Annotated in this window: 22 protein-coding genes; 15 read left to right on the top strand and 7 right to left on the bottom strand. The window is 33.8% G+C overall.

What is annotated here, in order from left to right:
• The first annotated feature begins 1 nt into the window (after window position 1).
• From bglX to H510_RS0106110, 3 genes are read left to right on the top strand one after another with little or no spacing between them, the layout of a single operon-like run.
• Window positions 2-2,329: a beta-glucosidase BglX gene (gene bglX, locus H510_RS0106100; RefSeq protein WP_081659205.1), complete on the top strand. Its 2,328-nt coding sequence runs from the start codon at window positions 2-4 to the stop codon at window positions 2,327-2,329.
• Window positions 2,326-3,105, top strand: a complete 780-nt coding sequence (locus tag H510_RS0106105) for a carboxylesterase family protein (protein WP_036692098.1) — start codon at window positions 2,326-2,328, stop codon at window positions 3,103-3,105. Before bglX ends, H510_RS0106105 begins: the two co-directional genes overlap by 4 nt.
• A gap of 6 nt (window positions 3,106-3,111) precedes the next feature.
• Complete coding sequence (locus tag H510_RS0106110; RefSeq protein ID WP_026903510.1) at window positions 3,112-3,777, top strand: GDSL-type esterase/lipase family protein; 666 nt, start codon at window positions 3,112-3,114, stop codon at window positions 3,775-3,777.
• Here the strand turns inward: H510_RS0106110 and H510_RS0106115 are convergent.
• The 5 genes from H510_RS0106115 to H510_RS18370 form a co-directional block, all read right to left on the bottom strand.
• Window positions 3,767-5,218, bottom strand: coding sequence for an ATP-binding protein (locus H510_RS0106115; protein WP_026903511.1), 1,452 nt, complete (start codon window positions 5,216-5,218; stop codon window positions 3,767-3,769). The two genes, H510_RS0106110 and H510_RS0106115, sit on opposite strands and share 11 nt — an antisense overlap.
• A gap of 259 nt (window positions 5,219-5,477) precedes the next feature.
• Entirely contained in the window at window positions 5,478-6,368 is an 891-nt protein-coding gene (locus H510_RS0106120) for a hypothetical protein (protein WP_026903512.1), read from the bottom strand.
• 26 nt (window positions 6,369-6,394) lie between these two features.
• Entirely contained in the window at window positions 6,395-7,120 is a 726-nt protein-coding gene (locus tag H510_RS0106125) for a YebC/PmpR family DNA-binding transcriptional regulator (RefSeq protein ID WP_026903513.1), read from the bottom strand.
• 119 nt (window positions 7,121-7,239) lie between these two features.
• Entirely contained in the window at window positions 7,240-8,187 is a 948-nt protein-coding gene (locus H510_RS0106130; RefSeq protein WP_026903514.1) for an NAD-dependent epimerase/dehydratase family protein, read from the bottom strand.
• 2 nt (window positions 8,188-8,189) lie between these two features.
• Window positions 8,190-10,799: a lamin tail domain-containing protein gene (locus H510_RS18370; protein WP_051291081.1), complete on the bottom strand. Its 2,610-nt coding sequence runs from the start codon at window positions 10,797-10,799 to the stop codon at window positions 8,190-8,192.
• 66 nt (window positions 10,800-10,865) lie between these two features.
• On the opposite strand from H510_RS18370, the gene H510_RS0106140 reads away from it, so the two are divergent.
• Together H510_RS0106140 and dacB are read left to right on the top strand one after the other, a co-directional pair.
• Window positions 10,866-11,861, top strand: coding sequence for an aspartate-semialdehyde dehydrogenase (locus tag H510_RS0106140; protein WP_026903515.1), 996 nt, complete (start codon window positions 10,866-10,868; stop codon window positions 11,859-11,861).
• Window positions 11,862-11,964: 103 nt separating this feature from the next.
• Entirely contained in the window at window positions 11,965-13,344 is a 1,380-nt protein-coding gene (gene dacB / locus H510_RS0106145; protein WP_026903516.1) for a D-alanyl-D-alanine carboxypeptidase/D-alanyl-D-alanine endopeptidase, read from the top strand.
• Here dacB and H510_RS0106150 read toward each other — a convergent pair.
• Window positions 13,337-14,371, bottom strand: a complete 1,035-nt coding sequence (locus H510_RS0106150) for a sensor histidine kinase (RefSeq protein ID WP_026903517.1) — start codon at window positions 14,369-14,371, stop codon at window positions 13,337-13,339. The two genes, dacB and H510_RS0106150, sit on opposite strands and share 8 nt — an antisense overlap.
• A 121-nt stretch (window positions 14,372-14,492) precedes the next feature.
• Here H510_RS0106150 and crtD point away from each other — a divergent pair, with 121 nt between their 5' ends.
• The 9 genes from crtD to H510_RS0106195 all read left to right on the top strand — a co-directional run bounded on the left by crtD (window position 14,493) and on the right by H510_RS0106195 (window position 22,004).
• Window positions 14,493-15,962 carry a 1-hydroxycarotenoid 3,4-desaturase CrtD gene (gene crtD, locus H510_RS0106155; protein ID WP_036692101.1) on the top strand — a complete coding sequence of 490 codons (1,470 nt, stop codon included), beginning with the start codon at window positions 14,493-14,495 and terminating at the stop codon, window positions 15,960-15,962.
• A gap of 35 nt (window positions 15,963-15,997) precedes the next feature.
• On the top strand, window positions 15,998-16,621 hold the full coding sequence (locus H510_RS0106160; RefSeq protein WP_026903519.1) for a lysophospholipid acyltransferase family protein: 624 nt from the start codon (window positions 15,998-16,000) through the stop codon (window positions 16,619-16,621).
• Window positions 16,622-17,716 carry a glycosyltransferase family 2 protein gene (locus H510_RS0106165; protein WP_026903520.1) on the top strand — a complete coding sequence of 365 codons (1,095 nt, stop codon included), beginning with the start codon at window positions 16,622-16,624 and terminating at the stop codon, window positions 17,714-17,716. It begins immediately after the preceding gene.
• Window positions 17,713-18,357 (top strand): carotenoid biosynthesis protein, encoded by a 645-nt coding sequence (locus H510_RS0106170; RefSeq protein ID WP_026903521.1) that lies wholly within the window; start codon window positions 17,713-17,715, stop codon window positions 18,355-18,357. The genes H510_RS0106165 and H510_RS0106170 overlap by 4 nt, the downstream gene beginning before the upstream one ends.
• A 69-nt stretch (window positions 18,358-18,426) precedes the next feature.
• Complete coding sequence (locus tag H510_RS0106175; RefSeq protein WP_026903522.1) at window positions 18,427-19,275, top strand: 4-hydroxy-3-methylbut-2-enyl diphosphate reductase; 849 nt, start codon at window positions 18,427-18,429, stop codon at window positions 19,273-19,275.
• Window positions 19,276-19,286: 11 nt separating this feature from the next.
• Window positions 19,287-19,976, top strand: coding sequence for a fatty acid desaturase (locus tag H510_RS0106180; protein ID WP_026903523.1), 690 nt, complete (start codon window positions 19,287-19,289; stop codon window positions 19,974-19,976).
• A 6-nt stretch (window positions 19,977-19,982) separates the two neighbouring features.
• The gene (gene hemH / locus H510_RS0106185; RefSeq protein WP_026903524.1) at window positions 19,983-21,002 is read left to right on the top strand and encodes a ferrochelatase; all 1,020 of its coding nucleotides are present in this window, start codon (window positions 19,983-19,985) and stop codon (window positions 21,000-21,002) included.
• A gap of 68 nt (window positions 21,003-21,070) precedes the next feature.
• A complete protein-coding gene (parS, locus tag H510_RS0106190; RefSeq protein ID WP_051291082.1) occupies window positions 21,071-21,550 on the top strand; it encodes a type II RES/Xre toxin-antitoxin system antitoxin in 480 nt (159 codons plus the stop codon).
• 4 nt (window positions 21,551-21,554) lie between these two features.
• Entirely contained in the window at window positions 21,555-22,004 is a 450-nt protein-coding gene (locus H510_RS0106195; protein ID WP_026903526.1) for an RES family NAD+ phosphorylase, read from the top strand.
• On the opposite strand, the gene H510_RS0106200 is transcribed toward H510_RS0106195, so the two are convergent.
• Complete coding sequence (locus H510_RS0106200) at window positions 22,001-23,230, bottom strand: 3-deoxy-D-manno-octulosonic acid transferase (RefSeq protein ID WP_026903527.1); 1,230 nt, start codon at window positions 23,228-23,230, stop codon at window positions 22,001-22,003. The two genes, H510_RS0106195 and H510_RS0106200, sit on opposite strands and share 4 nt — an antisense overlap.
• Window positions 23,231-23,294: 64 nt before the next feature.
• On the opposite strand from H510_RS0106200, the gene H510_RS0106205 reads away from it, so the two are divergent.
• The coding region (locus tag H510_RS0106205; RefSeq protein WP_026903528.1) for a 3-hydroxyacyl-CoA dehydrogenase NAD-binding domain-containing protein at window positions 23,295-23,533 on the top strand (239 nt) is incomplete at its 3' end.

The following is a 23,533-nucleotide window of genomic DNA, read 5'->3' on the forward strand; positions in this document are numbered from 1 at the left end:
CATGAAGAACAAGTTTTTTATTTTATTAGCCTTTACCGGATGTTGTATTGCCATATTAACAGCATGCGCACAACAAAAAAATATACAAAGCCGTCCACAAAATAAAATGGATGTCTTTATCAGTGATTTAATGTCTAAAATGACCATTGAAGAAAAAATTGGTCAGCTAAATTTATTAACAGGTGGCGAAGCCATTACAGGGACTACCGGAAACGCTGATTTAGAAAATAAAGTAAAACGTGGTGAAGTAGGAGGCTTTTTTAGCTTAACTACGCCAGCCAGAATTAGAAAAGTTCAAGAACTTGCAGTTAACAACACTCGCCTAAAAATTCCTTTAATTTTTGGGTTAGATGTGATACATGGTTATAAAACAACTTTTCCTATTCCACTAGGTTTATCTGCCACTTGGGATATGCCTTTGATAGAAAAAACAGCTCGTATTGCAGCAGAAGAAGCTTCCGCAGATGGTATCAATTGGACCTTTTCGCCAATGGTAGATATTTCCAGAGACCCACGTTGGGGCCGCGTTTCTGAAGGTAATGGTGAAGATCCTTTTCTAGGTGCAGAAATAGCAAAGGCTATGGTTAAAGGTTACCAAGGCGATGATTTAGCTAAATACAATACCTTAATGGCTTGCGTAAAACATTTTGCCCTTTACGGAGCAGGCGAAGCCGGAAGAGATTATAACACCGTTGATATGAGTAAAGTGAAGATGTATAACGAATTTATGCCTCCTTATAAAGCTGCCATTGATGCAGGAGCAGGAAGTGTGATGACATCTTTTAACGAGATTGATGGGGTACCAGCATCGGCAAACCAATGGTTGTTAACTGATTTATTACGTAAAGATTGGAAATTTGATGGCTTAGTAGTAACTGATTATACTGCTATCAATGAAATGATAGACCATGGCATAGGTAACTTACAAGAAGTATCAGCCAAAGCGGTAAAAGCGGGTGTAGATATGGATATGGTGGGCGAAGGTTTCTTAACAACTTTAAAAAAATCTTTAGATGAAGGTAAAGTTTCTGAAGCTGATATCAACAGAGCTTGTAGATTGATTTTAGAAGCTAAATATAAATTAGGTTTGTTTGAAGACCCTTACCGTTATTGTAACGAGGAAAGAGCTAAAACAACCATTTTTACTCCAGAAAACAGGAAATTTGCTCGTGAAGTTGCTGCTAAAAGTTTTGTGTTGTTAAAAAATGCACCTATTGCTGGGCATACAAATGCTGTATTACCTTTAAAAAGAACAGGAACTATTGCTTTAATTGGTCCTTTGGCAGATAGCCGGGTGAATATGCCAGGCACCTGGAGCGTTTCAACAGATTTAGCTAAAGCTATTTCGGTAAAAGACGGTTTACAGAAAGTTGCTGGTCCGCAAGTGAAAATTCTTCATGCTTTAGGTTCTAATTTAATTGAAGATGCAGCCTATCAAGCTAGAGCAACCATGTTTGGAAGAGAAATTCCTAGAGACAATCGCCCCAAAGAACAGGTTTTACAAGAAGCCATTGCTATTGCTAAAAAAGCCGATGTTATTGTTGCCGCTTTAGGTGAAAGTTCTGAAATGAGTGGCGAAAGTTCTAGCAGAACAGATATCCAAATCCCAAAAATACAAAGAGAGCTTTTAGAAGAATTGGTTAAAACAGGTAAACCTGTGGTTTTAGTGTTGTTTACAGGCAGGCCTTTAGATTTAAGTTGGGAAAAAAAGAACGTTCCGGCTATCTTAAATACTTGGTTTGGTGGCACAGAAACAGGTTTGGCTATCGCCGATGTTTTATTTGGCGATGTTAATCCATCAGGAAAATTAACCGCTACTTTCCCTCAAAATATTGGGCAAATTCCTTTGTATTATAATCATAAAAATACAGGCCGACCGTTAGCAGAAGGTAAATGGTTTACCAAGTTTAAATCAAATTATCTGGATGTGAGTAACGAGCCACTTTATCCTTTCGGGTATGGTTTAAGCTATACAACTTTTGATATTCAAGCGCCTGTATTAGATAAAACTACCTTGCGTTCTGGCGAGCAAATCAACATCAGCGTAAGCGTAAAAAATACAGGTAAAGTAGATGGCGCAGAAGTTGTACAATTATATATTAGAGATTTGGTAGGTTCTATCACCAGACCAGTTAAAGAGCTTAAAGGTTTCCAAAAGGTGTTTTTAAAAGCTGGCGAAACTAAAAATCTTACTTTTACTTTAAGCGAGGAAGACTTGAAGTTTTATAATAGTAATTTAGATTTTGTAGCAGAACCTGGTGATTTTAAAGTTTTTGTTGGAAATAGTTCTGCAAACGTGAAATCTGCCGATTTTAAATTAGAAAAATGAGAATTTTAAGCAGCATATTATTATTAGTTATCCTGAGTTTTGAAATGAAAGCTCAGGATATTTCTAAGTTTAAGGATGAAACTTTTATCTATAAAGGAGATACTTTACCAGTAAGGGTTTTGTATCCTAAAAATTTTGATGCTACAAAAAAATATCCGCTCGTACTGTTTTTACATGGTCGTGGCGAGAGCGGAAATAATAATAAAAGTCAGCTGATACATGGCTCTAAATTATTTTTAGAAAAGCAAGATGAATTTCCTGCTATTGTGGTTTTTCCGCAATGTTCTAAAGATAGCTATTGGGCCAATGTGAACATCGTTACAGATAAAGAAAAGGGCAAAAGGCATTTTAATTTTCTGCAAGGAGGTAAACCTACTAAAGCCATGTCTTTGCTGTTGACTTATTTAAAAGAACTGAAAAAATTAGCTTATTTAGATGAGGATAGATTTTATTTAGGAGGCTTATCTATGGGAGGGATGGGAACTTATGAAATGTTACGCAGGCAGCCCAACACATTTACAGCAGCTTTTGCTATTTGTGGCGGAGACCATGTTAAAAATGTAAGAAAATATGCTCATAAAGTTAATTTATGGATTTTTCATGGGGCAAAAGATGATGTTGTGATACCAGAATTTTCGTTATTGATACATGAGGAATTGAAACGTTTAGGTGCAAAACCGAAATATACGGTGTACCCGGATGCTAACCATAACAGTTGGGATCCTGCTTTTAAAGAGCCAGAGCTTTTACCGTGGTTATTCTCAAACAAAAAGTAAGTACGCATGAAGCATATTTTTAAGTCTTTATTGGTTTTTATATTCTTGTTTTTAGGAGTTAGTGTACAAGCACAGCCCCAGAAAGCGCCATTTTACAAAGAGATAGCGCAATACAAAAAGCAAGATTCGCTACAATTTCCTCAAAAAAATGCAGTGTTATTTGTTGGAAGTTCTTCTCTAAGATTATGGAAAGATTTAGAAAATGTTTTTAAAGCTTACGGAGCTATTAATCGTGGGTTTGGTGGTTCAACTTTAGCTGATGCTATTTATTATGCCGATGATATTATTTATCCTTATCAGCCTAAGCATATTTTTATTTATAGCGGAGAAAATGATATTGCCAGTGGTGCAAGTGTTGACGTTACGGTGGATAGGTTTAAAATCCTTTTCAATCTGATTAGAAAGCAAATCCCAAAAGCAAGAATTTCTTATATCTCTATTAAACCCAGCATCAGCAGAGAAAAATTTGATGCTGCTTTTCAGGATGCTAACGCTAAAATTAAATCGTTTTTAAGCTCGAAACCGGCAACAGATTTTATTGATGTTTACCAAGCTATGTTAGCCGAAAATGGTAAGGTAAGACAGGATATCTTCATTCAGGATAATTTACATATGAATCAAAAAGGTTATGATATCTGGATAAAAGCGTTGAAGCCGTATTTTACGGAGTAGTATTTTTCATTTTTAATGTAATGTTACCAATGTTATAGCTGTATACAGATGCTGGTAAAAACGAAAATGATAAATCATCTAATTGTTTTAATCCAGATTGATCAATAGAAGTAACCAATGCATGCTGAATCTTGTTACTCCTACAGAAATTTATTAAGCTTTTTAACTCTTTTGGCTTGTCAAAATATCTATTACTCCACTTTATTTCTACTCCCCAAACTGGTTTAAATTTTCTATCATCAACTAATACTAAATCCACTTCTCCTTCGCTTCTACCTTCTTTCCATCTAGCATAAGTTAGGTCTAATTTTTCTCTATGCATCCATTGAGATAATACGACTGTCTCTACCATATTACCCATTTCAGTATCAGTTTCATTAATAGGAGAGAATAAAGCTGTTCTTAAAGAGGAATTAGTTAAATAAACTTTGAAACTAGTTATACGTTTTAAACGCTTTGTATTTATATCTACTTTATTTAAAACCTTAATAAGGAAAGCAGCTTCTAAATATTCTAGATACTTTTTTAATGTGTCTTTTTGTATGCTACTTTCTTTACTCATGGTTTCATAAGAAAATTCGTTTCCTGTATTATAAGCCAGATATGTGAAAAAGCGATTTAACTCTTGAACGTCTTTAATACCATATAAACTTGGTAAATCACGCAGCAATACTTTATCAACAATATCATTTTTTACATATCTACCCATGTCGCTCTGGATCTTTTCACTTAACACTACTTCAGGGTATCCGCCAAAATTGAGGTAATGAACAAATTCTTTATTTAAAGTTTTAATATCGTGTGTAAGACAATATGGGATTTGATTATCACCGTAACTTATATGTCCATCATAAATAAGATGATTCATTTTCTTTAGATGTATATATTCTTGAAAGGTTAGAGGAGGGAGCATAAAATCAGTAAATCTTCCTGCGCCACTTTCAGTACTGTGCCATTTTAAAGCCGCCGCTGCAGAACCTGATACTATAAATTTAGTTTCAGGATAAGAGTCAACTAATACTTTAAGGTGGCGTTCCCAATCTTTAAGATATTGTATTTCATCAAAGAAAATATAACAATGATTAAGATTTTCAAGATGAAGAGATTGTTTACATAGATTTAGTATATCTTCTAAACTTAAATGAACATAAATAGGATTATCGATACCAATAAAAAATATCTTTTGTGGATTTATATTTTCTGCTAATAATTCTTGAATGCTATGAAATAACATGACTGTTTTGCCCACCCGCCTAGGCCCCATTAGTACTAAAGCTCTACGAATATTTTTTTCAATTACATATGGATAAAACAAGTTAAAATATAGGCGTTTAGCCATAGAACTGTACATCTCAGGGATGCTCTTATTAACCCACCAAGGATTTTCATAACGCAATCTCTCAATTATTTTCTCTGTCGGAATAAGATTTATTTTACTCATAAAACTTTCTATTTATACAAAAATAGTAAAATAAAAAGTTTTTAATCTTCTTATTTTTACATAATAATATCCTATAGATGTTTTTAGTTATATTATGTGATAAGTTGATTTTAAAATCTTAGAATATGCTAGTATTTCTCAACCACTAAGCTAGCAGAATTCTCATAGCTGGTTTAAGATATAAAAAGAGGCAACTTTAACGCTATTAGTAGGTTTTATATTATTAGGGAGGTACGAAGCTATTTTACAATTAAGTTTTTTACTTATTCTGTTTAAATCTAGGTTTAAAACCTAAAGGTTTCGCTGTAGAAGTATGCTCTTCCTTTATTTCTTCTTGCGAATCAGCTACTATATTTTCTTCAGCATTAACACCTTCTTGTTTAATTGTGGTAGTCTTAGCCTTAAATCTAGGTTTAAAGCCTAAAGGTTTATCTTCTTGAACTAGTGTTTCAATAGTTTTTTCTGGCTCTAAGTTAGTGGGTTCTTCCTTTATTTCTTCTTGTTGAATAGGGGTTTGGGTAGCCTTAAATCTAGGTTTAAAACCAACAGCGGGTTTGCTTTCTTCAGTTTTGGTAGCTGAAATAGGTTCCTCTGTCTTTGTTTCTTCTGTTTTTATAGTTGTAGCACTTGCCTTAAATCTAGGCTTAAAACCAACTGGAGTAGTGGATTTACTTTCTGCTGTTTCAGGAGTTGGAATAGGCTGTTCTGCTTTTGTTTCCTCACTTTTTACCGGCCTAGCTCCGGCTTTAAAGCGGGGTTTAAAGCCAGCGGGTTTGGCTATAGTTGTTTCTTCTGTACTTGGGTTTGGTGTAGTATTTTCTTCAGTTTCTTTTAGTGCTACGGTAGCAGCTTTAAATTTAGGTTTAAAGCCAGCAGGTTTAGCTATTACAGCTTCCGCTTCGGTAGTTTTTTCTTCTTTTACAGCCGTTATAACTGTTTTTTGGTATAAAGCTTTTAAGCTGTTTTCTTCTTCTTCAGATAAGCGAAAATCTTTACGCAGCTTGTTAAACCAGTATTTCTTGGTATGGTCAAAGCTTTTTTCGCCCATTAAAGTAAAATGACTTTTGAATTGTGTGTATAAACCATTGTCAGCTTGTCTAAGCTTATTAAGGTCTATTTTCTTTTTTAAGAAAAACTCTTCAAAAGTCATTTTTACAATGTTTTTTAGCTTAAAAACTATTCTGCCATATTATGATAAACTGCTTGTACATCATCGTCTTCTTCCAGTTTATCTAATAATTTTAAAATATCGGCAGCTTGTTCTTCATTCACTTCTGTGTATGAAAGCGCAATACGTTCTAATTTAGCTTGTTTAACTTCAATACCTTTTTCTTCTAAAGCTTTTTGCATTTTACCAAAATCTTCAAAAGCGGCATGTATCACTACTTCGTCTTCTCCTTCTTCGTTGGCCTCAACAAAAATCTCTTCTAAGCCAGCATCAATCAATTCAAATTCTAATTCTTCTAAGTCTAAATCTCCAGGAGTAAATCTAAAAGACGATACTCTTTTGAAAATAAAGTCTAAAGAGCCAGTTTTCCCTAAAGCACCGTTACATTTATTAAAATAGCTACGTACGTTAGCTACAGTACGGTTGGTATTATCTGTTGCGGTTTCAACCAAAACAGCAACGCCATTTGGCCCATAACCTTCATATACAATCTCTTCGTAACCTGCGGTACTTTTATCTGAAGCTCTTTTTATGGCCGCATCTACACGGTCTTTAGGCATATTCACTGCCTTGGCATTTTGTATGGCAGTTCTTAATCTCGAGTTGGTTTCCGGACTTGGTCCACCTTCTTTAACAGCAATGACAATATCTTTACCAATACGGGTAAATTGTACCGCCATTTTAGCCCAACGCTTAAATTTTCTTTCTTTACGGAATTCGAATGCTCTTCCCATTGTGTTTTTGTTATTTTTGAGTCCGATGTCGGATAACCGAAGTCGGATATGTCTTTATCTATTTTTAGATGTTGCTGTTACATCAACTATATTTCAATCCCAAAACTATAAAAAAATGCTTAACCCTTTCCCAGATTTCTAAGCATTTCGTTAGTTATTTTTTGGAGGTCAAATTTAGGCGACCAATTCCAGTCTTTTTCTGCATAGCTATCATCAATAGATTTTGGCCAACTGTTGGCAATGGCTTGTCTAGGGTCGTTTTCGCTATAAGTTAAGGTAAATTCTGGGATATGTTTTTTGATTTCTGTAGCCAGTTCTTCTGGGTTAAAACTAAGCCCGTTAAAATTATAGCTCGACCTGATGTTTATATTTTCTGCAGGAGCATCCATCAATTCAATGGTACCACGTATCGCATCATCCATATACATCATGGGTAAATCTGTTTCTGCAGAAAGAAAGCTTTGGTAAGTCTTCTTTTTTAAGGCATCATGAAAAATATGGATAGCATAATCTGTTGTTCCTCCGCCCGGCATGGCTTTCCAGCTGATGATGCCTGGGTAGCGTATACTTCTTACATCTAAACCAAACTTCTGAAAATAGTACTCGCACCATCTCTCGCCAGCAAGTTTACTAATGCCATAAACCGTATTTGGGTCCATAGTACAAAACTGCGGTGTTTGGTTTTTTGGTGATGATGGCCCAAAAACCGCGATAGAACTTGGCCAATAAACTTTTTGTGTGCCATACTCGATAGAAAAATCAAGCACATTAAGCAAGCCATTCATATTTAAATCCCAAGCTAATTTTGGGTTTTGCTCGCCAGTTGCAGATAGTAATGCGGCTAGTAAATAAACTTGTTTAGGCTTGTATTTTGTAAATACGGCTTTTAGGTTTTCTTTGTCTAAAACGTTTACAAACTCAAACGGGCCAGCATTCTTAATGTCATAATCGGGCCTGCGGATATCGCAGGCTATCACTTTATTATAACCATAGGCTTTTCTAAGGGCGGTAACCAACTCGGTGCCTATTTGCCCATTAGAACCTAGAACTAATATATGTTCTGTCATTTTTAATTTAATTTTGATGCCAAGGCTACAGCTTTTTTAAACTTTTTAATGTTAGCCTGTAAGTCAAAAAACTCAGCATAAACAATATAAACACCCGTTTGTAAAAGGTTATTATTTTCATTTAAACCATCCCAAGTAAAACTTCCTTCAGCAGAAACGTTTTGGTTTTCAATCAGTTTTTTTACCAATTGTCCTTTATCATTAAAAATAGAAATTTTAGCTACAAACCCGCTGTTAGGTAATTTATAGTTAATGGTTAAAATATCTTCAAATCCATCATTATCAGGCGAAAAGCTTTTTCCTGATAAGGTTAATTCTTCATTTGTAACGTTATTGTTTTGCGTTTGAGAATTTTGATATGCGGGTGTGGCATAACCTACAGTTGCCGTAGCTGATTTAAAATTACCCGGTTTATTAGTCTCCTCATTTGCTGACACCCGTTCTAAAGAAATGCCTTCAACATCTCTCAATAACTCAAAGTGCATATCAGCATCGTAATTAAATTGGTCTATGCGCCTGTTGTTTTTATCTAACAATACAACAACACCTTCAGAATCATTATATGCAGGCATGCTAGCCATTTGAACAAAATGAGTAGGATTTAAAGTTTGATAAGCCGTTTTTATTTGATCTGGATTGGTACTTAAAACCCAATAGCTGCCTGGTTCTGCTAGTATGGTCGATGCACTTACTGGTCTAATATTTATTAAAGAATCTCTATCTGTATTCAGATTTGAAAGATAAAGATCCTTCAAGTCTAAAATTTTATCAGAACGATTATAAACTTCCACAAAATCTACTCCCCCTGGTTTTGGGTTAAATAATATTTCGTTGACAACTAAATCCTTTGGTTCTAATAATGCTGGATAGGTAAAAGCTAAAGCTTGATTATTGATTATACTAACACCACAATCTGCAATATTATTTAGGGTAAGGGTGTAATTTAAGTTTCTGGCTAATGCAGTGGTATATTTGAGTTCTGCCTGTGAAAAATCTGGTGCTAAAAGGCTAACGCTTTGAGGGCTTCCTACGCCATTATTAATACTGTAATTGCTACTAAAAGATGCTTGCAAACTATCTAAACCACGGTTAAAAGTTACCCATAAGGTTACACTATCTCTTAATTCAACGGCAGAAGCTACTAAAGCATCGGTGGTTCTGTTACTCAAATAAATGCTGTTTTGCATGCCTGGTGTACCACCTATAGCATTTATACTTGATGTATAAAGTTGTGATGTTTTGCAAGTACTAAGGGGGTCTATCAATTCTAAGGTCCAGCCGCCAGCTCTTTTCGTGGTATTTCTATACCAAGTATCGCTGTAGCTAACAGTATTGATGAGTGTGCCTACATCATTAAAGAAACTTAACCTATCTGAAGTATTGTTTAACGATGGCCACGGCGAAATTCCTAAAACTCTGCCAAAAGGTTTTAAGGCGTTGGTATCTGCCCGGGCACAAATAATTAAATATTCGTTTGCTTTTATGGTATCTCCTGTAAAGGTGTAGGTTGAAGTGGCATCACTATATTTATAACCATTAAGTGGGATATCTTCTGTAGTACGGTTCCAAAGTTCAATAAACTCTACTTCGGGTAAACCAACGGGTGGTGTTGGGTCTGCAAATATTTCATTAATAACAATATCATTGAAAATAGCTCTGTAAGGTTTTTTATAGTTAAAGTTTCTGTTTATAGTACTAGCAACATTGCCACTTAAATCTCTAATGTTATTAATACTGATGTTATAAGTATTGGTGTTTAAGCTATTTGCTAAATTTAAGACCACCGTATTACCACTTACATTTGCCGTTGCTGGGATGATATTTCCAGGATTTATCAGATAATTTAAACGATTACTGGCTTCTGCTGGTGTAATAGCTTCATTAAAGTTTAAAGTAATTTTATTTGAGTCTGGTATAACAATATTTAATACAGGCGGAGTAATATCAACAACCAAATCTTGCACAATAATATTATCAAAAAAGTGTTTTTGAAAAAATGTAGCTGTAGATTGTTGAACTAAAAAGCCAAACCAATTGGTTGTAGTAAATGTATTATCGGTAACTGTTCCTTCAGAACGATAAGCATTTCCAGTACCAGTACTATCTCTTTCTAAGTTGAAAGTAGCATTAGCAGTTCTGCTTACTTTAATTTTGAAATTATTATTAGTTGTACTGGATACCAAACCATCTCCACCATCAATAATTTTAGTACTTGTAGCAGTTGTTCCGCTTCTTTTGTAAAGTGCTATTTCATCAGCTGTATTACCAATTCGAACAAAATAGCCGTTAATATTAGTTGCCTTAAGGTCAGATGTATTACTAATGAGGTAAACATCAACATAATTTGCACCTGATGTAGCAAATTGGAGGTTGCAATTAAACTCCCATGTACAGCCTAGAGCCTTACTATTTTCTGTTGCTATATAAAAATTGGTATTAGTGGTAGTATTATTAGAACGCAGTTGCTCGTTTACAACAATAAAGTTCAAATTTACATCTTGTCCTATCCAAGTGGGGCTGTTGGTAAAATTACCGTCAGAAAATGCATCATTTATTTGTGCAAAAGAGTTTTTATAACATATAATCAAAAATAATAGTAAAATCTTTCTCATATTTGGCGTTCGAAATTTTTTGTAAAATAGTTAAACAATAGAAAGTTAGTATTAAATTTTTAAAAAATGAAAGTTGCAGTTGTAGGCGCAACCGGCCTAGTAGGTACGGAGATGTTAAAAGTATTAGCAGAGCGCAATTTCCCAGTTACAGAATTGATTCCAGTGGCTTCAGAAAAAAGCAAGGGTAAGGAAATTGATTTCAAGGGAAAGAAGTACAAGGTTGTAACTGTTGATGAGGCTATTGCCATGCAGCCAGATGTAGCTTTGTTTTCTGCCGGAGGTAGCACTTCTACAGAGCAAGCACCTAAATTTGCTGCTGCTGGTACTACGGTAATTGATAATTCATCTGCGTGGAGGATGGATCCTACCAAGAAATTGGTTGTCCCAGAAGTTAATGCATCTGTTTTAACTAAGGAAGACAAAATTATTGCAAACCCTAATTGCTCTACCATACAAATGGTAGTTGCTTTAAAACCTTTGCATGATGAATATAAAATAAAAAGAGTTGTGGTTTCTACTTACCAATCTGTTACAGGTACTGGTGTTAAAGCGGTAGACCAATTAATGAACGAGCGTAAAGGTATTACTGATGGCCCTATGGCTTATGCTTATCCTATCGACTTAAATGTTATCCCTCAAATTGATGTTTTCCAAGATAATGGATACACCAAAGAAGAGATGAAAATGATTAAAGAAACCAATAAAATTATGGGCGATGATAGTATTAAAGTTACTGCCACAACCGTAAGAATACCAGTGATGGGTGGTCACTCAGAATCTATTAATATCGAGTTTGAAAAGGATTTTGATTTAGCTAAAGTTCGTGAGTTGCTAGCAGCTACAAGCGGTGTTATTGTTGTTGATGACCCTGCAAATGCTAAATATCCAATGCCAATGGATGCACATGGTAAAGATGAAGTTTTAGTAGGACGTATCCGCAGAGATGAATCACAGGCAAATACCCTAAACATGTGGTGCGTTGCTGATAATTTAAGAAAAGGTGCTGCTACCAATGCAGTCCAGATAGCAGAATATCTTTATAGCCAAAAGTTAATAGGTTAATTTTTTATATAGATAAACTTAAAGGAGCGGAATTTTAATTTCGCTCCTTTTGTTTTTAACCGTTTTTCTGGTTTAATGGATGATAATTTTTAATTTCACTGTGATGAAAAATATCCTCTTAGCTTTAAGCATCTTCTTTTTATGTTCAAACGGTTATAGCCAAACGCAAAATCAAAAAATACAAGTAGCCTACCAGAAATTTATAGCTGATGAGCAGTTGAAACATGCCTCAGTTTCTTTTACTGTCACTAATGTAGCTAATGGGAGTTCTATTTTTTCTGCTCAGCCACAGTTGGGCATGGTACCAGGTTCAACATTAAAGGTTATTACAGCGGCAACAGCTTTAAGTGTTTTGGGAGAAAATTATCGGTTTAAAACAGAAATTGGCTATCAAGGTGTTCTCAATAATGGTGTTTTACAAGGAAATATCATTATTAAAGGTAGTGGCGACCCTACTTTGGGTAGCGATAGGTATGCATCAACAACCAAAACTGTGATTTATGCTAAAATTTTAGACGCCCTTAAACAAGCCGGAATTAAGAAAATTACAGGAGAAATTATAGCTGATGATGCGGTTTGGGATTCACAGTCTTTACCAGATGGATGGATTTGGCAAGATATGGGTAATTATTACGGAGCTTCTACCAGTGCAGTTTGTTGGGGAGAAAACGAGTTTGATGTCAATTTCAATCCCTCAACAGTTTTAGGAAAGCCAGTTACTATCATTAACGAAAAGCAGATTTATCCTTTTTTAACTTTAGTAAATGAGGTAGGTACAGGTGCTGCCGGCTCTGGAGATCAAGTTTATGGTTACTCATCACCTTACAGTGATTTCATTTATTTAAGAGGTACTTATGCGCAAAATCTTAAGAAAACCATCAGGTTTGCTTTGCCTGATGCTGCTTTAGCCATGGCTTATGATGTTCATGATTTTTTAAATCAAAATGATATACAAACATCAGGATTTAATACTACTAGGAAACTTCAATTACAGTCTGTAGCAGTAAAGGGCATACAAAATAGTTTGATGATGATAGAATCTCCTAAGCTTTCTGATATTATTTATCAGTTTAACCAAAAAAGTTTAAACCTTTACGGCGAGCAATTATTAAGGGTAATGTCTACGGATAATAGCATATTAAAAGGCTTAACTTTTATAAAAAACTTCTGGAAAAATAAAGGTATTGTTAGCGAAAGTCTAAATATGTACGATGCCAGTGGTTTATCACCAGCAAACCGGGTAACTTCTAAAACTATGGTTGATGTTTTGTTGGCGGCAAAAAAAGAAAAGTGGTTTAATGCTTACCTTAATAGTTTTCCGGTTTACAATAACATGAAAATGAAAAGCGGCACCATTGGTGATGTTTTGTGTTATGCTGGCTATCATGAAGATAAATGCTTTTCCATTATGGTAAATAATTACAGCGGTTCAACATCAACTATAAGGCAAAAGATTTTTACACTTTTAAACTCAATTAAATAATCAAGCTAAAAGTTGCGCCTTTATTTTCACCATCGCTATGGGCTTTTAATTTACCTCCCATTTGTTCTATTGTTTTTTTACTTAGGCTTAAGCCCAAGCCTATGGTTGGCTCTCCGCTTGTCCCCACTCTTCCTACAGTTGCAGAATTTGTGAATAGCTTTTTAGCAAAATCAGCTGTAAAGCCAAGTCCATTGTCTTTTACTTCTATTTTAAATTTATTCTGATAAGGTTTTAATTCAACGATTACTTTACTTTTAGGATAGGAGAATTTTATAGCGTTGCTTAGTAAGTTTTGGATAACTAAACCTAATTTATGCTCATTTGTAAAAGTCATAGTTTCCTCAGTACAAAAATGTTCAACAATTTCAATCTCTTTTTTGTCGGCTTCTGTTTTTGTTAGTGTTATATAGTGCTTTACTAGTTTTTTTAAGTCTACGGTTTTATGCTCAGTATCATGGTCTAAATAATGATATTTTAAATTCAGAAGTAATTCATCAATATTTTTAAGTTGTGTACCAGCAATAAAATCAATCTTGTCAACAATATCCTTATTTTCTATTTTTTGTATTTCTAAAACATGGCATAAACCTTTTATCTGTAAAAGTGGAGATCTTAAATTATGTGATAACAAAGTAGTAATCTCTCGATTTTCTTTAAGTAAACCGTCTAATTGTAAAATATTTTGTTGAATAAGCGACATTAAAACTCCGGCCTCATCCTTATAGTGTGTAGGTAAATGCGGAAGCTTTTTATCAGAAATATAATCCTGAAGTGCATTTTTAGAATATATAAGAGGCTTAATAAGACTATTTAAAATAAGTAGGGTAGAGGCTGTGGCAATTAATGTTAAAACCAATGTGATGAGGATGATGGTACTTTTTTCTAAACCACCTTCTACAATTAAAAGAAAAATAATGATACCAATTAACGGAATATGAATCCCTAAAAATGATATAAAGAGAAATTTAAGACTATAACTCTTTTTTAAAAACTTTACATCATGTAGTTTGGTGTATACTTTAGTCATAAGTTTCGGGTCTAAAGCTTATTTTACGTAAGATTTAATTAAAAGTTATCTACATATCGGTAATATTTGTTCAAAAATCATCAGTTTTAAAACAATTTAGAAAATAAGAAGTAATGATATCATGTCTAAAGCAATAGTTATTGGTGCCGGTATAGCAGGTATTGCAAGTGCTGTAAGGTTAGCTTTAAAAGGTTATCAGGTTGATATTTACGAGTCTAATGCCTATCCTGGTGGTAAATTGTCTGAATTTAAACAAGATGGGTTTAGGTTTGATGCCGGACCTAGCTTGTTCACCATGCCACAATATGTAGAAGAGCTTTTTAAATTGGCTGATGAATCACCGGAAGATTATTTCCAATATGATAAACTAGACGAAGTTTGCCGGTATTTCTGGGATGATGGTACACATTTAACTGCTTGGGCAGATGTTGAGAAATTTGCTGATGAAATAGCTGCTAAAACCACTTCTAAACGCGAAGAAATTTTTACTTTTTTAGCCAAAAGCAAACAGATTTACGAAATTACCAATCATGTTTTTTTAGAAAAGTCTTTACACAAACTGGCTACTTTTTTAAATATTCCTACGTTAAAATCTATTTTAAGATTACCACAAATAGACGCTTTTAGAAGCATGGCCAAGGCTAATGAATCATTTTTTAGTGATAAAAAAATGGTGCAATATGCTAATAGATATGCTACTTATAATGGATCTAACCCTTTCCAAGCGCCTGCAACTTTAAATGTTATCCCACATCTAGAGCAGCATTTTGGAGCATATTTTCCAAAAAAAGGCATGTATGATATTACCCTAAGTTTGGTACGTTTAGCAGAACGACTAGGTGTGAAATTCTATTATAACAGCTATGTTGAGCAAATTATAGTAGAAAATAAAGAAACAAAAGGCATCATTATCAATGCAAAAAAGCATTTTGCAGATGTTGTTGTCTCTAATATGGATGTATATTTTACTTATAAAAACCTGCTAAAAGACGAGAAGCAGCCACAGCAAATATTAAAGCAAGAGCGATCAAGCTCGGCACTTATTTTTTATTGGGGAGTTAAAAAGCAGTTTAAAGCGCTGGGCTTACACAACATTTTCTTTAGCGATGATTATCAAAAAGAGTTTAATACCATTTTTAAAGAAAAAGTTATTGATGATGATCCAACTGTTTATATCAATATCACCTCAAAGCTTAAAGCTGATGATGCGCCAGAAGGTTGCGAAAATTGGTTTACCATGATAAACGTACCCAATAACATTGGGCAAGATTGGGATACTTTAATCGCTAAAGCAAAGCTAAATATCATTAAAAAACTCAATAAAAATTTACAAATAAATTTAGATGAACTTATCGTTACGGAAGCTATTCTAGACCCAAGAACTATAGAATCTAAAAGTTTTTCTTATCAAGGTTCTTTGTATGGTACAAGTTCTAACAACCAGTTTGCGGCGTTTTTACGTCATGCCAATTTCTCATCAAAAATTAAAAACTTGTATTTTACAGGTGGAAGCGTACATCCTGGTGGGGGAATACCTTTAGCCCTGTTATCAGCCAAAATAGTTAGTGAAATGATACCTTCAACAAGCTGATATCAAGAAAATAAAACTAATTTTACAAGTAAGCTATGGTAACACCAAAAGAAAACAGATTGATTTACAGATTTTTCTCCTGGTATATTCAATATATCATCAAGAAAGATTTTTCAGCTGTTTCTTTTAACAAGATTGATGTCGACAACGATAAGGCAATTTTATTACTAGCAAACCATTGTAGTTGGTGGGATGGTTTCTTACTTTTTTACCTCAATAAAGTTTATCTCAAAAAGAAATTCCATGTGATGATTGTGGAAGATACAGCCAAAAAAGTTTGGTTTATGAAATATTTGGGTGCTTTTAGTGTTCAAAAGCAGTCTAGAAGTGTGGTTAACTCGTTACAATATGCAGCCAAACTTTTAGAAAACCCAAATAATTTGGTATTGATATTCCCTCAAGGTCAGCTCTTTTCTAACCATGTTTCAAGTATAGGTTTCGAGAAAGGTTTGCTTCACATCATACAACATGCGGGTAAGAAATTTCAATACATTTTCGCAGTAAGTTTATTTGATTATTTTCAAAACAGAAAGCCCTCTATTTCTATTTACCTAAAAGAATGGCAAGCTCAAGAATATACAAGTTTACAAGTTATTAAAAACGAGTTTAATAAGCATTACGATGATGCTAAAGGCCAGCAAAGTAAAATTGTAGTGTAAATGATGATCTTGTTTTATATCATATTTTTCTTTTTGATTTTGCGCTTTACGGTTACGCTATTTAATTTTATTTCTAATCCAAAATTAACGGCTAGCCCAAAGCATTATCAAGATTTGGTTTCGGTACTCATACCCGCCAGAAACGAGGCAGCAGATATTTTACCGCTTTTAGAATCACTTAAACAACAAGACTATAAGCACATAGAAGTTTATGTTTTAGATGATAATTCTGATGATAATACCTATGAAATTTGTGAAACATTTGCTCAAACCGATGCTCGTTTTCATACCTTAAAAGGCGAGGTTTTAAAACAAGGTTGGTTGGGAAAAAACTTTGCTTGTCATCAATTAGCTAAACATGCTAAAGGCAAATATTTACTTTTTTTAGATGCTGATGAATTGGTGAAAGACGGTCTTATTAATAGTGCCGTACATAGAATGCACATGAATAAGCTTGATTTATTAAGTTTATTTACCAACCAAACCATGAAAACCCGTGGCGAGCAGTTAGTAGTACCTATGATGCATTATATCCTACTCAACTTATTGCCGTTAAGGTTAGTTTTTTTATCAAAAAATCCTGCTTTTTCTGCTGCTAGTGGTCAATTTATGATGTTTAATGCTACAACTTACCACGAATATAAGTGGCATAAACAAGTGAAAGAGCAGGTAGTAGAGGATGTTGAGATTATGAAGCGTGTTAAACAGGAAAAGCTTGTTGGCGAGGCTTTATTAGCAAATGGATATATCTTTTGCCGCATGTATAAAGGTTATACTGATGCTATCAATGGTTTTTCAAAAAACATGCTATCGGGTTTTGGGAATTCTATACCGGGTTTGTTGGTTTATTTGTTTTTAGTGCTCTTAGGACCGGTTTTAATCTTGTTTTACTTGAATTCGCAACTGTTTTTTTTCTGTTGTACACTCATCTTATTAAGTAGATTAATGATTTCCCTACTCTCTGGCCAATCACCAATCATCAATATTTTATTTCATCCCATCCAAATGTTATCATTGGGGCTAGTTTCATTTCAATCCATCAGAAAAAAAATCACAAATAAAGTAACCTGGAAAGGTCGTAAAGTAAGCATATGAATTTTAGATTAGGTAAAAAGGAACTCTCTATCATCTTCATTATCGTTTTCCACATAGTGGGTTTAATAGGTTTTTTAGTTCCTGCTTTGTATGAGTTATTTCTGTCTTTAGTACCCTTTCATTTACTTTTAATGGCAGGTATTTTAATTATCAACCAAAAAGAATTTAGCTTAAACTTTTGGGTTACTGCCTTAACAGTTGCAGTGGCAGGATATATAGTAGAGCTTATTGGTGTAAGTACCGGGAAAATATTTGGGGTTTATAGCTATGGCAGTACCTTGGGCTTTAAACTGGCAGATATACCTTTAATGATAGGGGTAAATTGGTTTATTATGGTTTTTTCCATGGGTTCTTATTTAAAGAGGAAATTTAAACATCAACCCACCATAAAATCTTTAGTTGGTGCAGTTTTTTTAGTTGCCACTGATATTTTAATAGAACCAGTTGCGATACAGCATGATTATTGGAGTTGGGAAGGCTACACAGTACCTTTTCAAAACTATGTAGGTTGGTACATTGTTTCATTTCTTTTGTTGAGATTTTACTATGCTGTTGATTTTAAGAAAACAAATCCGGTTGGTTTGGTATTATTCATAAGTCAGTTTTTGTTTTTTGCCATATTAAATATTGCAGAGCTTTGATTTAGTTTTTAGATTTTTAAACAAGAATTTGCCTAATTTTACGGCATAAAAGCTTGATTATCTTGCACCATGAAATATAATTTACAAGTAACCATTGATAGCGATTCTGGATTTTGTTTTGGAGTAGTTTATGCTATAGATATGGCAGAAGAAATACTACAGGAAGATGGTTATTTATATTGTTTAGGAGATATTGTTCATAATGATGAAGAGGTAGAACGCTTAAAAGCTAAAGGCCTAAGAATTATTGATAATGAGGATCTTAAAACACTTAGAAACGAAAAAGTTCTTATAAGAGCACATGGCGAGGCGCCTGAAACGTATAAGGTTGCACTAGAAAATAATATCACTTTAATAGATGCATCTTGCCCGGTGGTCTTAAAATTGCAAAATCGTATCAAAACCACGCATGACGCTAATGAGAAAATCTTGATTTTTGGTAAACATGGTCATGCAGAAGTTATTGGTTTACAAGGGCAAACTAATAATGAAGCTTTGGTTTTTCAAGATATAAAAGAATTGGAAGATGTAGAACTTCCGCAAAAATTCACGTTATACAGCCAAACAACAAAGTCTACAGAGAAATTTTACCAAATTAAAGAAGAGCTTATTGCTAAAGGTTACGAGGTAAAGGCTAATGATACCATTTGTAGACAAGTTTCTAACCGCGATAAAGACTTGCCAGATTTTGTTAAGAAGTTTGATAAAATTGTTTTTGTGTCGGGTAAAAAATCTTCAAACGGTAAAGTTTTATATGAAGTATGTCGCAAAAATAATCCTGCTACTTATTTCATCAGTAAGGCAGAAGATTTAGAAATCATGATGTTTAACCCAGGAGATAAAATTGGTATTTGTGGTGCAACCTCTACCCCAATGTGGTTAATGGAGGATGTGAAGAAGGTTTTAGAGACATACTAAATTTTTATATCGTGAATAAAAAATCTTATAAAGGTTTGCTTATTGCTTTGCTTGTCATAGCCTTTTGGTTTTGTTCACTATCTTTTTTCTTAAATTTTGAGGTTAATTTCTCTAATCCTCTTATTTATGTTTTTATTCTCATCCAAGCACACTTATATACGGGTTTATTTATTACCGCACATGATGCTATGCATGGTACAGTTTATAGCGCTAATAAGAGGGTAAACAATGCCATTGGGCAAATATGTACCGCTTTATATGCAGCTTTTCCTTTTAAAGCACTAAATAAAAAACATCATTTACACCACAGTCATGTACACTCTCATGATGACCCTGATTACCATCATGGTAACTTTTTTCAGTGGTATTTTCATTTCATAACACAGTACATTACTTGGTGGCAAATAGTTATTATGGCTATTATTTTTAATATTTTAAAACTTTGGTTTGATGAAGTAAACCTTATTTTATTTTGGGTAATTCCATCTTTGTTAAGCACTTTACAACTTTTTTATTTTGGCACCTATTTACCTCATAAAGGAGAACATGATAATAAACATCAATCAAGATCTCAAACAAGAAATCATTTTTTAGCTTTTATAAGTTGTTACTTTTTTGGTTATCACTACGAGCATCACGATTCGCCGGGTACACCTTGGTGGCAATTATGGAGTTTAAAAGATAAAGCAAATCATATATAAATAGGAATGGGAAAAAAGGGAATTTTATTGGTTAATTTAGGAACACCAGATAGTCCTAAAACTGCTGATGTTAGGAAATATTTAGATGAGTTTTTAATGGATGGTAGGGTTATAGATATTAATCCTGTTTTAAGAACTTTATTAGTTAAAGGTATTATTGTACCGTTTAGAGGACCTAAATCAGCCAAAATTTACAAAGAAATTTGGACCGAGCAAGGTTCACCGCTCCTAATTTATGGTAATAACGTTAGGGATGCTATAGCAGAAAGACTGGGTGAAGATTATCAGGTAGAGTTAGCTATGCGTTATCAATCTCCTTCTATTCCTGATGCTCTTGAGCGATTAAAACAAGCCAAATTAGATAGTATTAAAGTTATTCCATTATTTCCTCAATATGCTTCGGCATCTACCGGTTCTGTTCATCAATTGGTTATGGAAATTGTTAGCCAGTGGCAAGCCATACCATCTATAAGTTTTGTAAATAGCTATTATGATCATCCTGGTATGATTAAAGTATTTGCAGACAATACCAGAAAATATTTGGATGAAGGTTGGGATCATATCTTATTTAGTTTCCACGGAGTGCCACAAAGACACATGCGTAAAGCCGATGTTTCTGGTGAACATTGTTTAAAAGTAAAAGATTGTTGCAAGACCTTAACAGAGAATAATAAGTTTTGCTACTCAGCACAATGCCATCAAACAGCTAAATTAATAGCAGAAGAGCTTAATTTATCAGACGATATGTACTCTTTATGCTTTCAATCTCGTTTAGGAAACGACCCATGGATGCAACCTTATACCAGCGATGTTTTAAAAGAACTAGCTGCCAAAGGCGTTAAAAGAATTTTAGTTTTATGCCCTGCTTTTGTTGCTGATTGTTTAGAAACTTTATTTGAAATTTCTTTTGAGTACCAAGAAGAGTTTGAAGAACTTGGCGGCGAAAAAGTTCAATTAGTGGAAAGTCTAAACGATCATCCGGCTTGGATAGACGCTCTTGAAGATATCATACTTAACAAAAACTAAAAATCAAGAAAATTTTCTTTTGTAATCAGAAAATTTTCTTATATTAGTTCGTTGTTAAAGTTAAGCTCATGAAAACAGATAAAAAAAGGGCAAAAAGTTATAGCATCAATCATCATGATGATGTTACTCATCAATTAGTTCAGGAAACTATTGCGGTTTATCAGAAAATGTCTGTTAATCCAATTGCTTTATTACAAAATTCTAAAGAGGGTTTAAGTGCAAATGCTGCTTTAGATTTTTTAAATATATCTGGTTTTACCTATGATGAATTTCAAAGTGCGTTTAAAACTACCGTTAAAACCATACAAAATCATGTTGTTCAAGGTTTAAAATTAGATGCTGCTTTAAGTGAAAAACTCATCAAGTCTTTTGCTCTTTTTAATAAAGGTATTGAGGTTTTTGGTTCGGTAGAGGCTTTTCACCAGTGGTTAAATTTACCAGCTTATGGCTTAGGCAACCAAACGCCTTTTCATCTCATGGATACCATTACAGGTATAAATCTGATAGAAGAAGAACTTATCCGTATAGCTTATGGTGATTTAGCTTAAATCCATGTTGGTTTATAGAATTGCTCTAGCAAGATTTTCTGACGCCTTGTTTGCATCCGGCAGAGCGGCTAGGTGGAATAGTAATGATAGTTATGTCATTTATACAGCTTCATCTATTTCTCTAGCTTGTTTAGAGAATGTGGTACATCGGAATAAACTTGGTTTAAACGCTTCATTTAAAGTTTTGTATATAGATATTCCTGATGATTTGCTTCAAACAGAGATCCACCAAGATGAGCTGCCAAGTAAATGGCATCATTTTGAAAATATTCCGCTAACGCAATTCTTAGGCAATGAATGGTTGATAAACCAGCAAACAGCTGTTTTAAAAGTACCTTCTTCTATCATTCCTCAAGAGTTTAATTATCTGTTGAATCCAAAACACGCTGATTTTAAAGCTGTAAAATTGTTAAAAGCAGAACCCTTTATTTTTGATGAGCGAATTAAAGCTTAGCCAAAAACTTTTTTCATGATTAAAGCTGTAGCCCCAACATTCTCTTTTACATAAGCTTGGGCTTTTTTACCACTGTTAATACAATAAACTTCGTTTTGGGTAAGTTTAGTCAGTACAATATTCAACTCTTCTTGATTTTTGATACTAAAACCCGCTTCATTTTTAATCAAGTCTTTAGCTTCTTGAAACTTCTGGTAATTAGGGCCAAAAATAACAGGTAATCCCCAAGTTGCCGCTTCTAAGGTATTGTGTATGCCAGCACCAAAGCCTCCGCCAATATATGCAATCTCCCCGTAAGGGTAAAGAGAAGACAACATTCCTATATTGTCTATGATGAGTATTTTATAATTTCTCAACGCATCTAAATCAGCAATTTCGGAATGTTTAATAACTACTTCATCATTAAATAATTGCTGTAGTGCTTTTATTTTTTCTGGTTTTATTTCATGAGGAGCAAACAGTATTTTCCAATCGTTTTGTTGATTTAAAAACCAAAACGCCAAAAGTTTTTCATCATCAGGCCAAGTGCTGCCAGCTATTAATAACTTACTTTCATTTTTAAAAGCCTTAACAAAGGGAAGTTCTTTAACTTTTTGGGCTAAATTATTTACGCTGTCAAATCTGGTATCTCCACACAAAGTGAAATTATGCAAACCTATGCTTGAAAGTAAATCATCAGATTCTTTGTTCTGAGTAAAGAAATGAGTTACATAACTAAGTATATGTCTATTAAAACCACCATAAAATTTAAAGAAAATTTGTTGAGGTCTAAAAATAGCTGATGTTATGTATAAAGGAATATGATGTTGATTTAAAGCCTTAAAAAAGTGATACCAATATTCGTATTTATTAAAAAATGCGACAGATGGTTTAAAAATTCGGATAAAATCTTGTGCGTTTTTTGTTGTATCCAATGGTAAATATAAGATATAATCTCCTAAGGGCGAGTTTTTCCTAATCTCATAACCTGATGGAGAAAAAAATGTAATCACTATTTTTTGCTGAGGATATTGATTTCTAACAGCTTCTAGAAGTGGCTTTCCTTGTTCAAACTCTCCTAATGATGCAAAATGAAACCATATTGTTGGTGTATCGGACAGATTTTTATATTTCTCTCTCCAGTTTTTTCTGCCATCAATCCATTTTTTTGCTTTGATATTAAAAAAAGATGCAAAATGTATGAATAAATAATAAAATTTTATTCCAATGTTATATATTAATGGCATTTAATTTTGTATTGTTTAACTTCGCAAAAAAGTTTGTTTTAAAGGTAATAATTTCCCCCATAATATGAAGATTGCCGTAATAGGTACTGGTTACGTAGGTTTGGTAACAGGCACTTGTCTTGCAGAGACAGGAAACAATGTAACATGTGTTGATATTGTTGAAGAAAAGGTTCAAAAAATGAAAGAAGGCATTATGCCAATTTACGAACCTGGTTTAGATATTTTGTTCAACAGAAATATAGAACAAGGTCGTTTAAAATTCACAACTAACCTTGCAGAAGCCATTAAAGATGCTGTTATTAT

Source organism: Pedobacter glucosidilyticus DSM 23534, from assembly GCF_000425145.1.
Classification (GTDB): Bacteria; Bacteroidota; Bacteroidia; order Sphingobacteriales; family Sphingobacteriaceae; genus Pseudopedobacter; species Pseudopedobacter glucosidilyticus.

What these genes read in the sequence shown, in the direction of transcription:
- bglX (WP_081659205.1), top strand. Translation starts at nt 2, where the DNA reads ATGAAGAACAAGTTTTTTATTTTATTAGCCTTTACCGGATGTTGTATT.
- H510_RS0106105 (WP_036692098.1), top strand. Translation starts at nt 2,326, where the DNA reads ATGAGAATTTTAAGCAGCATATTATTATTAGTTATCCTGAGTTTTGAA.
- H510_RS0106110 (WP_026903510.1), top strand. Translation starts at nt 3,112, where the DNA reads ATGAAGCATATTTTTAAGTCTTTATTGGTTTTTATATTCTTGTTTTTA.
- H510_RS0106115 (WP_026903511.1), bottom strand. Translation starts at nt 5,218, where the DNA reads ATGAGTAAAATAAATCTTATTCCGACAGAGAAAATAATTGAGAGATTG.
- H510_RS0106120 (WP_026903512.1), bottom strand. Translation starts at nt 6,368, where the DNA reads ATGACTTTTGAAGAGTTTTTCTTAAAAAAGAAAATAGACCTTAATAAG.
- H510_RS0106125 (WP_026903513.1), bottom strand. Translation starts at nt 7,120, where the DNA reads ATGGGAAGAGCATTCGAATTCCGTAAAGAAAGAAAATTTAAGCGTTGG.
- H510_RS0106130 (WP_026903514.1), bottom strand. Translation starts at nt 8,187, where the DNA reads ATGACAGAACATATATTAGTTCTAGGTTCTAATGGGCAAATAGGCACC.
- H510_RS18370 (WP_051291081.1), bottom strand. Translation starts at nt 10,799, where the DNA reads ATGAGAAAGATTTTACTATTATTTTTGATTATATGTTATAAAAACTCT.
- H510_RS0106140 (WP_026903515.1), top strand. Translation starts at nt 10,866, where the DNA reads ATGAAAGTTGCAGTTGTAGGCGCAACCGGCCTAGTAGGTACGGAGATG.
- dacB (WP_026903516.1), top strand. Translation starts at nt 11,965, where the DNA reads ATGAAAAATATCCTCTTAGCTTTAAGCATCTTCTTTTTATGTTCAAAC.
- H510_RS0106150 (WP_026903517.1), bottom strand. Translation starts at nt 14,371, where the DNA reads ATGACTAAAGTATACACCAAACTACATGATGTAAAGTTTTTAAAAAAG.
- crtD (WP_036692101.1), top strand. Translation starts at nt 14,493, where the DNA reads ATGTCTAAAGCAATAGTTATTGGTGCCGGTATAGCAGGTATTGCAAGT.
- H510_RS0106160 (WP_026903519.1), top strand. Translation starts at nt 15,998, where the DNA reads ATGGTAACACCAAAAGAAAACAGATTGATTTACAGATTTTTCTCCTGG.
- H510_RS0106165 (WP_026903520.1), top strand. Translation starts at nt 16,622, where the DNA reads ATGATGATCTTGTTTTATATCATATTTTTCTTTTTGATTTTGCGCTTT.
- H510_RS0106170 (WP_026903521.1), top strand. Translation starts at nt 17,713, where the DNA reads ATGAATTTTAGATTAGGTAAAAAGGAACTCTCTATCATCTTCATTATC.
- H510_RS0106175 (WP_026903522.1), top strand. Translation starts at nt 18,427, where the DNA reads ATGAAATATAATTTACAAGTAACCATTGATAGCGATTCTGGATTTTGT.
- hemH (WP_026903524.1), top strand. Translation starts at nt 19,983, where the DNA reads ATGGGAAAAAAGGGAATTTTATTGGTTAATTTAGGAACACCAGATAGT.
- parS (WP_051291082.1), top strand. Translation starts at nt 21,071, where the DNA reads ATGAAAACAGATAAAAAAAGGGCAAAAAGTTATAGCATCAATCATCAT.
- H510_RS0106195 (WP_026903526.1), top strand. Translation starts at nt 21,555, where the DNA reads ATGTTGGTTTATAGAATTGCTCTAGCAAGATTTTCTGACGCCTTGTTT.
- H510_RS0106200 (WP_026903527.1), bottom strand. Translation starts at nt 23,230, where the DNA reads ATGCCATTAATATATAACATTGGAATAAAATTTTATTATTTATTCATA.